The 13,534-nt window shown below is 70.6% G+C and carries 11 protein-coding genes, 1 tRNA gene, 1 other RNA gene and 2 pseudogenes; 11 read left to right on the top strand and 4 right to left on the bottom strand.

Annotation, left to right across the window (positions count from 1 at the left end):
* Positions 1–4 precede the first annotated feature (4 nt).
* From MTP03_RS21210 to MTP03_RS21200, 3 genes and pseudogenes are all read left to right on the top strand, one after another.
* Entirely contained in the window at positions 5–355 is a 351-nt protein-coding gene (locus MTP03_RS21210) for a helix-turn-helix transcriptional regulator (RefSeq protein ID WP_248489846.1), read from the top strand.
* Positions 352–993 (top strand): SRPBCC family protein, encoded by a 642-nt coding sequence (locus MTP03_RS21205; RefSeq protein ID WP_248489845.1) that lies wholly within the window; start codon positions 352–354, stop codon positions 991–993. The genes MTP03_RS21210 and MTP03_RS21205 overlap by 4 nt, the downstream gene beginning before the upstream one ends.
* 233 nt (positions 994–1,226) lie before the next feature.
* Positions 1,227–1,804 (top strand): annotated as a pseudogene (locus MTP03_RS21200) (LGFP repeat-containing protein).
* Between the two features lie 8 nt (positions 1,805–1,812).
* Here the strand turns inward: MTP03_RS21200 and MTP03_RS21195 are convergent.
* Together MTP03_RS21195 and MTP03_RS21190 are read right to left on the bottom strand one after the other, a co-directional pair.
* Positions 1,813–3,372 (bottom strand): PE-PPE domain-containing protein, encoded by a 1,560-nt coding sequence (locus MTP03_RS21195; protein ID WP_248489844.1) that lies wholly within the window; start codon positions 3,370–3,372, stop codon positions 1,813–1,815.
* 298 nt (positions 3,373–3,670) lie between these two features.
* A tRNA-Ser gene (locus MTP03_RS21190) sits at positions 3,671–3,759 on the bottom strand.
* Between the two features lie 61 nt (positions 3,760–3,820).
* On the opposite strand from MTP03_RS21190, the gene ffs reads away from it, so the two are divergent.
* The 7 genes and pseudogenes from ffs to MTP03_RS21160 form a co-directional block, all read left to right on the top strand.
* An RNA gene (ffs, locus tag MTP03_RS21185) (signal recognition particle sRNA small type) lies at positions 3,821–3,915 on the top strand.
* 34 nt (positions 3,916–3,949) lie between these two features.
* Positions 3,950–5,233 carry an aminotransferase class I/II-fold pyridoxal phosphate-dependent enzyme gene (locus tag MTP03_RS21180; protein ID WP_248489843.1) on the top strand — a complete coding sequence of 428 codons (1,284 nt, stop codon included), beginning with the start codon at positions 3,950–3,952 and terminating at the stop codon, positions 5,231–5,233.
* A gap of 25 nt (positions 5,234–5,258) precedes the next feature.
* Positions 5,259–5,534 carry a hypothetical protein gene (locus MTP03_RS21175; RefSeq protein ID WP_248489842.1) on the top strand — a complete coding sequence of 92 codons (276 nt, stop codon included), beginning with the start codon at positions 5,259–5,261 and terminating at the stop codon, positions 5,532–5,534.
* The gene (locus tag MTP03_RS21170) at positions 5,516–6,538 is read left to right on the top strand and encodes a glycosyltransferase 87 family protein (RefSeq protein WP_248489841.1); all 1,023 of its coding nucleotides are present in this window, start codon (positions 5,516–5,518) and stop codon (positions 6,536–6,538) included. Before MTP03_RS21175 ends, MTP03_RS21170 begins: the two co-directional genes overlap by 19 nt.
* The gene (locus MTP03_RS22985; RefSeq protein WP_256465186.1) at positions 6,528–6,899 is read left to right on the top strand and encodes a threonine/serine exporter family protein; all 372 of its coding nucleotides are present in this window, start codon (positions 6,528–6,530) and stop codon (positions 6,897–6,899) included. Before MTP03_RS21170 ends, MTP03_RS22985 begins: the two co-directional genes overlap by 11 nt.
* Positions 6,875–7,753: a threonine/serine exporter family protein gene (locus MTP03_RS21165; protein WP_256465185.1), complete on the top strand. Its 879-nt coding sequence runs from the start codon at positions 6,875–6,877 to the stop codon at positions 7,751–7,753. Before MTP03_RS22985 ends, MTP03_RS21165 begins: the two co-directional genes overlap by 25 nt.
* A 108-nt stretch (positions 7,754–7,861) precedes the next feature.
* Positions 7,862–9,753, top strand: a pseudogene (locus MTP03_RS21160) (DNA polymerase III subunit gamma and tau); the annotation flags it as partial.
* Between the two features lie 458 nt (positions 9,754–10,211).
* Here the strand turns inward: MTP03_RS21160 and MTP03_RS21155 are convergent.
* Together MTP03_RS21155 and MTP03_RS21150 are read right to left on the bottom strand one after the other, a co-directional pair.
* Positions 10,212–11,513, bottom strand: coding sequence for a class I SAM-dependent methyltransferase (locus MTP03_RS21155; protein WP_248489840.1), 1,302 nt, complete (start codon positions 11,511–11,513; stop codon positions 10,212–10,214).
* Between the two features lies 1 nt (position 11,514).
* Entirely contained in the window at positions 11,515–12,918 is a 1,404-nt protein-coding gene (locus MTP03_RS21150; RefSeq protein ID WP_248489839.1) for an FAD-binding oxidoreductase, read from the bottom strand.
* A 157-nt stretch (positions 12,919–13,075) separates the two neighbouring features.
* Between MTP03_RS21150 and MTP03_RS21145 the strand changes: the two genes are divergently transcribed.
* Positions 13,076–13,516, top strand: a complete 441-nt coding sequence (locus tag MTP03_RS21145; protein ID WP_248489838.1) for an SRPBCC family protein — start codon at positions 13,076–13,078, stop codon at positions 13,514–13,516.
* Positions 13,517–13,534: the final 18 nt, after the last annotated feature.

Below are 13,534 nucleotides of genomic sequence, written 5' to 3'. Positions count from 1 at the left end.
TGTCGTGCACGCCTTCGACGTCCTCGGTGACCCGGTTCGCCGCCACCTGATCGAGCTTCTCGCCACCGGCGAGCGCGCGGCGGGTGAGCTGAGCGACGAGGTGCGCGCACAGTTCGGGATCAGTCAGCCCGCGGTCTCGCAGCACCTGAAAGTGTTGCGGGAGGCGGGATTCGTCACCGTCCGCCCCGAGGGTACGCGCCGCTTGTACGCGGTGCGGGCGGAGCCGCTGCGGCAGGTGGACGACTGGCTGGTGCCCTTCCGACACTTCTGGGAGCCGCGCTTCGCGGCTCTCGCCACCGAGATCGCGCGCGGCAAGCGCGTGCGACGAACCTCCACGGAGAAGGACGAATCATGAACTACGCCATCGATGACATCGCTGCCGCCCAGGCGGACGCGGTCACCCGCGTCGCGGAGGTCCGCGACAGCGGCGAGGGGGACGTCTACGTCTCGGGCTCGCTCAGCCAGACCTATCCCACGGACGTCGCGGATCTGTGGGACGCGGTCACGAACGGCGAGCGCCTGCCCCGCTGGTTCGCGCCCGTCCATGGCGACCTCGTGCTCGGCGGCCGCTTCCAGGTGGAGGGCAACGCGGGTGGAACCGTGCTCGAATGCGATGCGCCGCATCGCTATCTGGTCTCCTGGGAGATCATGGGCGGCACGTCACAGGTCGAGGTCACCGTCGAGCCCGACGCTGCCGGAGCTCGCCTCACGCTGACCCACTCGGGCGACAACGTGCGCGACTTCTACGAGCAGTTCGGCCCCGGCGCAACGGGTGTGGGCTGGGACCTCGGCCTGCTCGGTCTCACCGCGTACCTCACCACAGGACAGGACCGTCCGGAGAACGCCGACGAGTTCTTCGCCTCGCCGGCGGCGAAGGGATTCATCGCGGAGTCGGCCCGGCGGTGGGCCGCGGCCACCGAGGCAGCAGGTGTCCCCGCCGAGCAGGCCGCCGCACAGGGGCAACGGACCGCTGCCTTCTTCAGCGGGGAGTGATCCGCGCGACCGGTTAGAGTCGGAACCGGACACGTGACCGTCGTCACTGTGTCCGCCCATCGATCGCCGGACCGAGTAGGAGCTCCATGAGGACCACCGCACGCCGCACCGCCGCCACCGTCGCGGGCCTGGCCACCGTCGCCGTGATCGCCGCAGGCTGCGGGGCCGACCCCGGGGAAGAGGCCGCGCCCGCTGCCGCGACTGCCACGCAGGCGACCGGGACGACCGCTCCGATGAGCACGACCGCGTCCGGAAGTCCGTCCGCGAGCGTGGATTCCACACCGTCGAGCGGTGCGGCGGTTTCCGTCTCCGGTTCCGCTTCCAGTGGCGCCTCGGCGAGCTCCGCATCCGGTCGGGGCGGCACCGTCGAACTGCAGGGCGTGAACGGCAGCACCGTGACGCTCACCGGGCCCATCGGCGCCAAATACCTCGCCGCGACGCCGGCGCAGAAGAAGGGGCTCGGGGCGCCGCTCGATGGGTCCCACAACGCCGGAACCCGCGACAGCGGGCTGGTCTACCAGCAGTTCAAGGGCGGCGTCATCACCTCCCGCACCGGATCGGGGCCCGCGTACATCACGTGGGGCCGGATCCGGACGCGTGGAACATCGAGCGCGATTCCGCCGGTAAGCCGCTGACCAACGGCGAGGGCGCGAACGGGTCGGCCGGTCCGCTCGGGGCCCCGACCAGTGACGAGACCGTGTCGGGCGACCTGCGCCAGACCACCTTCGAGCACGGCAAGATCGTCTTCAACGCCAAGACCGGCGCGGTGACGGTCACCGTGAAGGGGAAGACCGTCCCCGCGGGCCTCTAGCCGACGCGTCAGGCCGCCGCGTCGGTCACCACGGGCTCGTCGCTCGTGTCGTCCGTCGTCGGCCCGGACGTCGTCTCCGGGGCGGTCGCGTCGGCAGTCGGTGCAGGCGAGGTGTTCTCGGACGTCGCCTCGGGCTGCGACGGGGCCTGCGGCTCGGTGCTGTTCGACGGTTCGACGTCGTTCGACGGCTCCGGGGAGTTCGAGGGCTCCTGTGAGGCCGAGGCCTCGGTGGTGTTCGACGGCTCGGTCGTCACAGTCTGGGTCGGGACGGCCGGGGCCTCGGATGTGCTGCCCTGCACCAGCTGCAGCACCGGTGGCGCTGTCTTCTGCGAGGTCGGGACGGCCTCCTCAGGCTTCGGGGTCGACGGTGCGTCCGTGTCCGGTATGTCCGTCGACGGTGTGTCCGTGGACGGTGTGTCCGTGGACGGCTCGGGCGCGAGGTAGCGCGACGCGTCTCCGGTGCCCGTGGCAGCAGCGCCGATGCCCTGCACGGTGGCGCCGACGAGGTCGACGCCGAGGCGCAGCGGATCGATGGAGGGGAACAGGCCGAACGGGGTGGCCTTGCCGTAATCCGTGCGGTCGTAACCGGTCTCGATGATCACCCGCGCGAGCGGCGAGGTCAGGTCGACGAACGGGCGCACCAGGGCAGTGGTGTTCGTCGCCGCGCCCAGTTCAAGCAGCGGCAGCATGATCGGCAGGATCTTGGCGGGCAGGGTCACGTACCGGGTGTCGCCGCTGATCTGGCAGTGGGTGGCCGTCGTGCAGTTATCGGTGGCGGCCTCGACGGCGGCCTGCACCTCGTCGGGTGTGTAACCGATGGGCGTCTGGGTGGCGGGGTCGTCGCCCTTGGGCGACAGCATCTTTCCGTGGACGTACCAGAAGCCGGCGATCGCGTTGGCCGTCGCGAGGAGGTTCGCGGGGTAGCGGGGGAAGTCGGTCACGCCGTCGTACTGGAACGCGACGTCGGTCGTGTTCACCGGCCGCCCTTCGGTTCCGGTGTTCGTGGGCGTGCCCGGCCCGAACGTGACGTCGAGGAACGGGACGTGTCCGAGGAAGGACGGCCGGGTGAAGAGGCCGCCGTTCGGGCGGCTCGCGTTACCGATCAGCACGAACGAGACGTTGTCCGGGACGCCGCCGTTCTCGGCCAGTTGCTTTTTGACTTCGGTCACTACGGTGCCGCCCTGCGAGTACCCGAAGATCACGATGGGATCGGACTTGTCGGCGGCGGCGTACTGCTCGTTCAGGCTGATGACGCCGCTCGCCACCGAGTCGTCCCACTTGGCGCCCTCGAGCCCGCCCCAACCCTCGAGCGGGATCGGCCAGAACTCGGCGATGTAGGGCACCGGAGTGGCCGTGCAGCCACCGTCGTCGCACGCGCCGGTGGGTGCGACGTAGTAGCCGACGACGTTCTCCTGGTAGCCCGGCACCTTCGACGGATCCTTCGTCCCCGTCCCGGGAACGACGAGCACCGTCGTGGCCGCCCAGGCGATCGCGGTTGTGAAGGTGAGGGCGATCGCACCGAACAGTGCGACCAGTGCGTATCCGAGCTTGCGGGCGGTTTCGCGCATAGCAGGGCGACCTCTCGTGTGCGGGTTGCGCTCAGTTTCGCACGGTGTGCCCGGTTTCGCTTGCGAAGGCAAGCTTCGATGCGTCGGCGGTCCCGGAGGGAAGGGGAGCCCGGGTCGTGATGACGATGTCGGGGTTCGACGCCGGTGACCGAAAGCAGATGTTCGCCCGTAACGCCGCCGAGCGCGGCTACCGCAACACGCTGGCCGATGCCGCTCTGGCGCTCAAGGACTGATCGGGTCGCCCGGCTTGGACGCGAGAACGGCCCGTAACCAACAGTGCTGGTCACGGGCCGTTCCGTGGCGGAGGATAGGGGATTTGAACCCCTGAGGGCTATTAACCCAACCCGCGTTCCAGGCGAGCGCCATAGGCCACTAGGCGAATCCTCCGTGGACCATCGTAGACGAGACGCCCCCGTCGACCCAAACTGCGGCGACCCGTATAGTGGTCCACGGACTCCGCGCGGCGTCCATCCTGTGAACTCCCCCAGGGCGGGAACGCAGCAAGGGTCAACGGGCTCTGGCGGGTGCGCGGAGTCCCCTTTATGTCCGGACCGTTTCCTGCCGGAAGGCGCACCCGATGTCCCCGTATGTCTCCCTCAGCCCGTCCGAGCTCGCCGACGTTCACGCGAAGCTCACGGAACTGTTCGAGGCGCTCAAGGCCAAGGGGCTCAAGCTCGACCTCACGCGGGGCAAGCCGGCGCCGGACCAGCTGGACCTGTCGAACGCGCTGCTCGCGCTGCCGGGCGAGGGCGATTACCGCGCCGCCGACGGCACCGACACCCGCAACTACGGCGGCCTCGCCGGGCTGCCCGAGCTCCGCGCGATCTTCGCCGAGCTGCTGGGCATCCCCGTCGCCCACCTGTACGCGCAGAACAACTCCAGCCTCGAGATCATGCATCGCCTGATCACCCTCGCGTGGATCCACGGCACCGTCGACGGCGAGCGTCCGTGGGGTGCTGAGGAGACGGTCAAGTTCCTGTGCCCCGCGCCGGGCTACGACCGGCACTTCGCCATCACGCAGGAGTTCGGCATCGAGATGATCGTGGTGCCGCTCAACCCCGACGGGCCGGACATGGCCGTCGTCAAGCAGCTGGTGGCGGAGGACCCGGCGATCAAGGGCATCTGGACCGTCCCGAAGTTCTCCAATCCCACCGGCTCGGTGTTCTCGGAGGAGGTCACCCGCGAGCTGGCCTCGATGCCCACCGCCGCGCCCGATTTCCGCATCTTCTGGGACGACGCCTACGCCGTGCACCCGCTGGTGGGGGACGCACCGTCGGATCACGACATCCTGGGCATGGCTGCCGAGGCCGGGCACCCGAACCGGCCGTACGTGCTGGCCAGCACGTCCAAGATCACCTTCGCGGGCGCCGGCGTCAGCTTCTTCGGCGCCTCGGCCGAGAACCTGGCCTGGTACGGCAAGTACACCAGCCTCACCTCCATCGGCCCCGACAAGGTGAACCAGCTGCGGCACGCCCGCTTCTTCGGCGACGCCGAGGGCGTGCGCGCTCACATGCGCAAGCACCGCGACCTGATCGCGCCGAAGTTCGCGCGCGTGCTCGAGATCCTCGAGGAGCGCCTCGGCGGCGCCAAGGTGGCGTCGTGGAGCGAGCCCGCCGGCGGCTACTTCATCAGCCTCGACGTGCTCGACGGGACGGCGAAGCGGACCGTCGACCTGGCGAAGCAGGCGGGCATCGCCCTGACCGCCGCCGGCGCGACCTTCCCCGGCGGAGTGGACCCGGACGACCGGAACATCCGGCTCGCCCCCACCTTCCCGGGCATCGAGGAGCTCGAGACCGCGATGGACGGCGTTGCGACCTGTGTACTCTTGGCATCTGCTGAGAAGTTGATGCAGCAACAATAGGTTCCTGAGCAGGAGGATCGCGCCGGTGGCGAACGACATCAGCCGGCGGTTCCCGCGCCAGTGGTGGGTCCTGGCGCTGTTCGCCGCAGCCGCGGGCGCCGCGGTGTGGCAGCAGTTCGTGCGGATCCCGTTCGCCACGCCCATGTACGGGCTGTTCCACAATCAGATCGACGCCGAGGTCTACCGCAAGGGCGGCGAGATCGTGGCCCGCGGCGGGGACGGGCTCTACGACGGTGCCCTGCTCAACGAGATCCTGCCGTTCACCTACACCCCTTCGCGGGCGTGCTGTTCGTGCCGCTGAGCTGGATGTCCACGGACGTGCTGCGGTGGACCTGGACCATCGCGGTGCTGCTGGCACTGCTGGCCTGCATCATGATCGCGTTCCGGCTGCTCGGGTTCGCGCGAGACTGGCGCGTGTGGTTCGCGGCGGTGTGCCTGACGCTGGTCTCCACCGTGCTGGAGCCGGTCCGCACCACCATCTGGTTCGGCCAGATCAACGTGTTCCTCATGCTGCTCCTGCTGTGGGACCTGGGCCGCCCCACGGGTGCCCGGTTCAAGGGCTTCAGCATCGGCGTCGCCGCCGGCATCAAGCTGACGCCGCTGTTCTTCCTCGCGTACCTCGTGGTCACCCGGCAGTGGCGGGAGGTGCGCAACGCCCTGATCGCGCTGGCGGGCACGGTGGCGATCGGGTTCGCGGTGATCCCTCGCGAATCCGTGACGTACTGGTCGGGCACGTTCCTCGACGCGAACCGCGTCGGCGAACCCAATCAGGTGGGTAATCAGTCGATCAACGGACTCATCGCGTACCTCACGCACGCGGAGAAGCCGTCGACGGTGCTGTGGCTCGCGGTCGCGGTCCCCGCGGCGCTGGCCGGGCTCGGGGTCGCGGCCTGGGCGTACCGTCGGGGCGCGGTCCTGCTGGCGATCACCGTCGTGGGCCTGACCGCGTGCGCGGTCTCGCCGTTCTCGTGGGGGCACCACTGGGTGTGGATCGTGCCGCTGCTGGTGTTGCTGCTGACGCCAGCCCTGCTCGCGACCTCGTGGCCCCGCCGGCTCGCGTACCTGATCGCGCCCGCGGCACTCGTCGCGGCCACGTTCATCTGGGTCACCTACTTCCCGAACCTCCAGCCCACGGGCGTGGATACGGTCTTCGACACGTACGCCATCGGGATCTTCCTGCGCCCCATGGACGATCCGGTCCTCAAGGCGCTTGCGGGCGGGGTGTACGTGTGGATCTTCGCGGCGACGCTGGCCGGCAGCGCCTGGTACCTCGCGCGCGCGGACCGAGCCGGCCGTGCAGCCTGACCCCACCTCCGAACACCGCCGGCTGCTCGCCTACCTGGGCGCCGCGATGATCGCCGGGGGCCAGCCCGTCCACGAGGTGGAGCGTGAACTCAAGCGGGTCGCGACCGCTCTCGGATATCCGCTCGCGCAGGTGGGCGCCACGCCCACCGGGCTCACGCTGGGGCTCGAGCCCGGCGCGCCCGCCACGTTCGAGTCGATCGACGGTCCGCTGCGGCTGGACCAGTCGGCCGTCGTCGCGGAGGTCCGACGGGGCCTCGTCGCCGGCCGGCTCTCGCCCACTGAGGCGTTCGGGAGCCTGGCTCGCTGCGCTCGCTGCCGCACCGGTACCCGCAGTGGGTGCAGGACGCCTCGTGGCCGGTGATCGCGATCGGCATCGCGATGCTGCTGCAGCCCGGCTGGGCGAACATCGCCGCTGCGGCGGTCGGCGGCGTCGCGGTGATGCTGCTGGTCAAGCTGGCGGGGCGGGTCGCGCTGGCGGCCACGCTGCTGCCGACGATCGCGGCGTTCGTCGTGGGGGCCGGGGTGTTCGCCGCGGCGCAGGCCGGATGGCTCGACGGTCCGCTGCGCACCCTGCTCGCTCCCCTCGCGGTCCTGTTGCCGGGCGCGCTGATGGTGACCGGCATGTCCGAGCTGGCGGCGGGGGCGATGGTGGCGGGGGCCGCGCGGCTGACGTTCGGCACGGTGCAGCTGCTGCTGTTCTCGCTCGGCATCCTCGCGGCGACGACAGTGCTGCGCGTCGGGGCCGAGTTGCTGGCCAATGAGCGGGTGAACCAGCTCGGCGGGTGGGGTCCACCGGTGGGGCTGGCGCTGATCTGCGTCGGGGTCTGTCTCAACGAGGGCGCGTCGATGCGGCTGCTGCCGGCGATCGGCGTGGTCGTGGCGGCCGCCTTCGGCGCGCAGCTCGCGGGACAGCACGCCTCCGGGGCGGTCCTCGGCGCCTTCCTCGGGGCGATCGCGGGGAGCCTCGGCGCCTCTGTGGTCGCGTACTTGTGGCCGCGGCTCCCGCGCCTGGTCGTCTTCCTGCCGGCGTTCTGGGTCCTCGTCCCCGGCAGCCTGGGGCTGCTCTCGGTCACGTCGGTCGGCATCGATCCGGAACAGGGCGCGCGCACCGTCGTGGAGGTGGCGGCCGTGATCTGTGCGCTCGCGCTCGGCCTGCTCTTCGGTTCGGCCCTCGCCCAGGCAGTCGTCGGGCGCCGGCGCGACGAGCACTTGTAGGTGGAGACCGTGACGGCCACCTGTGTATTCGTCGCGGTTTCCGGGTACAAGCCGGTCGGCTGCTGACGGCGGCACAGCGCTGTCGGACCGCACCGGTAGCCTGACAGCGTGGCTCTCTACCGCAAGTACCGTCCAGCGACGTTCGCCGAGGTCGTGGGGCAGGAGCACGTCACCGAACCGCTGAGTACGGCACTGGATTCGGGACGCGTCAACCACGCGTACCTGTTCTCGGGCCCGCGTGGATGCGGTAAGACATCGTCGGCCCGCATCCTGGCGCGCTCGCTGAACTGCGAGCAGGGCCCCACCAGTAGGCCGTGCGGGGTGTGCAGCTCGTGCGTCGCCCTCGCACCCGGGGCCCCGGTAACCTGGACGTCACCGAGATGGACGCCGCCAGCCACGGCGGCGTGGACGACGCGCGTGAGCTGCGCGACCGCGCCTTCTACGCGCCCGCCGAGTCGCGCTACCGCGTCTTCATCGTCGACGAGGCGCACATGGTCACGCCGCAGGGCTTCAACGCGTTACTGAAGATCGTGGAGGAGCCGCCGGAGCACCTGATCTTCATCTTCGCCACCACGGAGCCGGAGAAGGTGCTCACCACCATCCGCTCGCGCACGCACCACTACCCCTTCCGGTTGCTCGCGCCGAACGTGATGCGGCCGCTGTTGGAGCGGATCACGGGTGCCGAGCACGTCTCTGTCGAGCCGCAGGTGTACCCCCTGGTGATCCGCGCCGGCGGCGGCTCCCCGCGTGACTCGCTGTCGATCATGGATCAGCTGCTCGCCGGTGCCGGTGCGGAGGGCGTGACGTATCAGCGCGCACTCGGCCTGCTCGGTGTCACCGATACGGCGCTCATCGACGCGGCCGTCGACGCGCTCGCGAGCGCCGACGGCGCCGCCCTGTTCGGCGCCGTCGAGAAGGTGATGGAGGCGGGGCACGACCCGCGCCGCTTCGCCACGGACCTGCTCGAGCGCCTGCGTGATCTGATTCTGCTGCACACGGTCCCCGACGCGGCCGACCGCGGTCTCATCGACGTACCCGTCGACGTGCTCGAGACGATGCGCGGGGAGGCCTCGAAGCTCGGTCTCGCCACCCTGACGCGGTGCGCCGAGGTGACGCACGCCTCGCTCGCGGAGATGCGCGGCGCCACTTCGCCCCGCCTGCTCCTCGAGGTCATGTGCGCCCGGATGCTGCTCCCCGCCGCCGACGATTCCCAGGCCGCGCTCCTGCAGCGCATCGAGGCGCTCGAGCGGCGTCCCGGCGGCGCCGGCGGTGGTGCCCAGGCCCCGGCGCCGTCGTCGCAAGGCCCGTCCGGCACGCCGCCGCCCGCGCCCTCGCCCGACGGTGCGCCGTCCCGTTTCGTCCGGCCCAGCCAGCGTCAGGCGGAGCCTCCGCAGCCCGAACCGGCCGCGGCTCCGACGCCGCCGGCTGCGCCGGTCACCCCGCCGCCGGCTGCGCCGGTCACCCCGCCGCCCGTGCAGCCGACGCCGCAGGCCGAGCCTCCCGCCCCCGCGGCCCCCGCGGCCCCGCCGGCCGAAACCGTGCCGCCCGCGCCGACGGCTCCCTCCGTGGGCGCGACCGAATCGGAGCCGGTCCTGCACCGTCCCGAACCGGCCGCCGAGCCGGCGCCCGAGCCGTCCTCCGCCCCGCCCGCTCCACCCGCGCCGGGTTCCCTCGCGCAGGCGCAGACCCCGGCAGAACCCGCGCCCCGCGCGGAGCCGGCGCCCGAGCAGCCCACTGCTCAGCAGGCCTCGCCTGCTCCGTCGGCGCCCGCGGCACCGTCGGGCCCCTCGATCGAGGAGGTGCGCACGGCGTGGCCCAAGGTGCTCCGGGCCGTGGGCAGCCGCAGCAAGGTGACGGGCGCATTCATGCCGAACATGCAGGTGGCGGCCCTGGTGGGCGATACGCTGCACCTGGTCCTGCCGATCCCGGTGCTGCTGGCCCGGTTCAGCGACCCGCAGCACGTGGCCAACTTGCGCGATGCGGTGCGCGAGGTGTTCGGGACGCAGTGGAACGTCGAGGTCGGCGACGGTGCCGGCGCCGCGCAGCAGGCGGCGCCCGCGCCACCCCAGCGCCCCGAACCGCAGCGCAAGGCGCCGCCCACGTTCGAGCGGCGCAGCCGCGCGGGCGAGCAGCGCCCCGACACCCGTCCCGCCGGGCGTGAGAACCGGGCACCGTCGCACCACGACGACATCCCGCTCCCCGGAACCGGACCCCGAGCCGGCCCCGGAACAGATCGTCGAGGTCAGCGAGGACGAGATGATCGACGCCGCGCACCGCGAGGACGCGGCGTCCGGCGGAGCGCCCGCGCCGCGCCGCGATCCCGACGAGATCGCGCTGGAGCTCCTCAAGAACGAACTCGGCGCCCGCCCGATCTGAGCGACGGGCCGGTTGACCGCCGGACGTGCACCGTTGATCAACTGAGAGTTGATCAACGGTGCACACGCGGCAGGCGAATCGATCAGGCGTCCCACCACGGGCGCAGCGGTAGGTCGCCGGCGCCGCCCTTCGCGTCGAGCTTCACCGCGAGGATCTGGTGCAGCTGGACCACGTTGCGCTCGAAGCCCAGTCGCGATCCGGCCATGTAGAGGCCCCACACGCGGGCGGTGCCGAGTCCCACCTCGGCGACGGCCTCGTCCCAGTTGTCCACCAGGTTCCGGCACCAGGCGGCCAGGGTGAGCGCGTAGTGCTCGCGGAGGTCCTCCTCGTGCCGCACCTCCATGCCGCCGATGTCCTGGATCGCGGCGATCACCCGGCCGGAGCCGGTGAGTTCGCCGTCGGGGAAGACGTAGCGGTCGATGAACTGCCCGCCCTTGCCCGACAGTTTGTTGTCGTGCCGCGTGATGGTGTGGTTCAGCAGCAGCCCACCGGTTTTCAGCTTGTCGCGCAGCGAGGTGAAGTACGCGGGGTAGTTCTGCACACCGATGTGCTCGGTGAGCCCGATGGAGCTGATCGCATCGAATTCTCCCTCGGACACATCGCGGTAGTCGCTGTAGCGCACCTCGGCGAACTCGCCCAGCCCCTCCTCCTCGATCGCGGCCCGAGCCCACTGGGCCTGCTCCTTGGAGAGCGTCGCCCCGATGACGTGCACGCCCCGTCGGGCCGCGTACCGCACCATGCCGCCCCAGCCGCAGCCCACGTCGAGCAGCCGGTCGCCGGGCTTCAGGCGGAGCTTCTCGAACACCAGCCGGTACTTGTTTTCTTGTGCCGCTTCGAGATCCGTATCCGCGGTGGGGTAGCAGGCGCAGGTGTAGGTCATCGACGGGCCGAGTACCAGTTCGTAGAACCGGTTCGACACGTCGTAGTGGTGGTGGATGGCATCCGCATCACGGGACCTGCTGTGCCGCAGCCCCTCCGCGATCCGCCGCCAGCGCGGCAGCGCCTCCTGCGGCGGGGGCGGGACGGGGATCATCCGCTCCGGCCCCACGGACCGGGCGATCTGGGCCAGGAGCTTCGGCGACGGCTTCGCGAACTTCAGGTCGTCCGACAGGGCGCGCAGGGCCTCGTACGGGTCCCCGGGAGGTGCGCCGGTGAGCTCCAGGTCGCCGGCGATGTAGGCGCGTGCCAGCCCCATGTCCGACGGTGCCGTCGCCAGGTACGTCGTGCCGCGCGGGGTGAGCAGGTCCAGCCCGTACCGCGCGTCGTCCGGGCCGGCGGTGGAGCCGTCGTAGGCCTTCACCCGGATGGCGAGCTCGCCCCCGGCCACCTTCTCGATGATCTCCGCGAGGCTGAGCTTGGGCAGATGCTCAGTGGATCGGGTCAACTCACTGCCTCCTGACTGTCTTGTCGTAAAGACCCAACAGGCGCCCCGTCGGGTCGTACCGGGATTTCAATTCCGCTGAGACCGTTCCGCCGTAGAGCGCGTCGAACTCGGCGCGCGGATAGAAGGCCTCGGAGTACAGGGACTTGTGTCCCCCGAGTTCCGACACCTTCGCCTCGATGAGACGGTTCGCCCGGCCCTCGATCTGGCCGGGTTGCTCGGGGACCGCGGACCAGAAACCGACGTTCACGTAGGTCTCGTGGGGCTCCAGCGGGTACAGGGGCCACGGCCGGGCCGGATCGGCACCGGACGCCAGCGGCTCGCGGAGACGCAAGGGGCACAACCAGAGGGGCTCGATCGGGATCTCCGTCAGGAACCAGTCGAGGAACTCGACGGTGCGGTCGATCCGCACCTCGATGTCCTGCACGACCCGCTCGCCCGGCGGTTCACCCTTGCGGGCCGCAAGCCTGTCGCCGATGTCGAAGCGGCGGTCCAACGCCACCAGCTTCCAGTAGAAACTGCTGCGCAGCAGGTGCTTCGGCCACCATCGCCGGACCCGGGGGTTCTGCGCACCGAACGCGCGGGAGCACCAGAACCAGTCGGTGTCCCATCGCCACAGGTAGTCGTGGGTGGTGAGCCGGTCGCGCGTCACGCCGTCGGCGTGTTGGAGGGAGCGGTAGTAGACGTGCATTCCGGTGTAGTCGCTGAGCGGACCCTGCTCGTCGCTCTTGCGCCCCAGCGTCAGGTACGACTCGGTGCGGCTGAACACCACGCCGTCGAGGTAGTCCACGGTTTCGCCGAGGTAGGCGCGCGAATCGACGATCTCCCGCATGGCCGCCAGTAGCTCGTCCAGCGCGTGGAAGCGCACGTGCCGCATCTCCACTGACCGACCCACGGGTTCCAGGTCGATGGTGAGCCGGGTGGCGTAGCCGAGCGAGCCGTACGAGTTCGGGAAACCGAAGTAGAGATCCGAATGGGGTCCGTCCGGTGTGGCGGTGACGATCTGGCCCCCGCCGGTGAGGATGTCCATCGACCGCACCGCCTCGTGCGGCAGGCCCGCGCGGAACGAGCTCGACTCGATCCCCATCCCCGTCACGGCGCCGCCGAGCGTGATCGTCTTCAGCTGCGGCACCACGGTGGGTGCCAGCCCGAACGGGAGGGTCGCGGCCACCAGGTCCTCGTAGGTGCACATCCCGCCCACGTCGGCGGTCCGCGCGTCGGGGTCGATCGCGATCACCGCCGCGAGGCCCGAAACATCTAGGCCCGGTGTGTCGGTCGCGGCCCGGGCACGGAACAGGTTCGAGGTCTTCTTGGCCAGGCGGATCCGACCATCGGTGGGGATCGCGTCGAGGCTCGCGAGCAGTCGATCCAATCCCTCCCGGTAGGCCGCCTCCCCTGCGATGGGCACTGATGTCGAGCTCCTGTCCGGCGCTTCATTCCGAGAACTCACAATTCCGACGCTATACCTCCCGGGCGCGGAGCGCGCGTCCGATTTCCGATTGGTTAGGCTGGCATCGAACCGGTCGGCGGGTGCCGACGACCCGCTAGGCAGAGGACGAGAGAAGTTGGCCCAGGTAACCGCACAGAAGTCCATCACCGTCGCCGCCGCGCCCGAGGTCGTCCTCGCGGCGATCGCCGACTACACCCGGCGGGCCGAGATCCTGCCCCCGAACTACCGCGACTACCGGGTGGTCGAGGGCGGGCAGGGTGACGGCACCGTCGCCGAGTGGGTCCTGCAGGCCACCGAGAAGCGCTCGCGCAACGTCCGTGCCTCGGTCACCGTCTCGGGCGACGCCGTCACCGAGACCGACGCGAACAGCACGATGGTCACCGTTTACCGCGTGGCCGGGGCGGGCGAGCAGTCCACCGTCACGATCACCACGTCCTGGCAGGGCGCCGGCGGTATCGGCGGCTTCTTCGAGAAGACCTTCGCGCCCAAGGGACTCGGCCGCATCTACGACGAACTGCTGACCAACCTCAAGGTGCAGGTCGAGTCCAACGGCTAGGCGCCGCCACCGGGGCGC

Origin of the sequence: Tsukamurella sp. PLM1 (assembly GCF_023168325.1) — a bacterium.
Lineage (GTDB): Bacteria > Actinomycetota > Actinomycetes > Mycobacteriales > Mycobacteriaceae > Tsukamurella.
The sequence above is the reverse complement of the archived record's forward strand: the minus strand, read 5'-3'. Positions and strand labels throughout refer to the sequence as shown.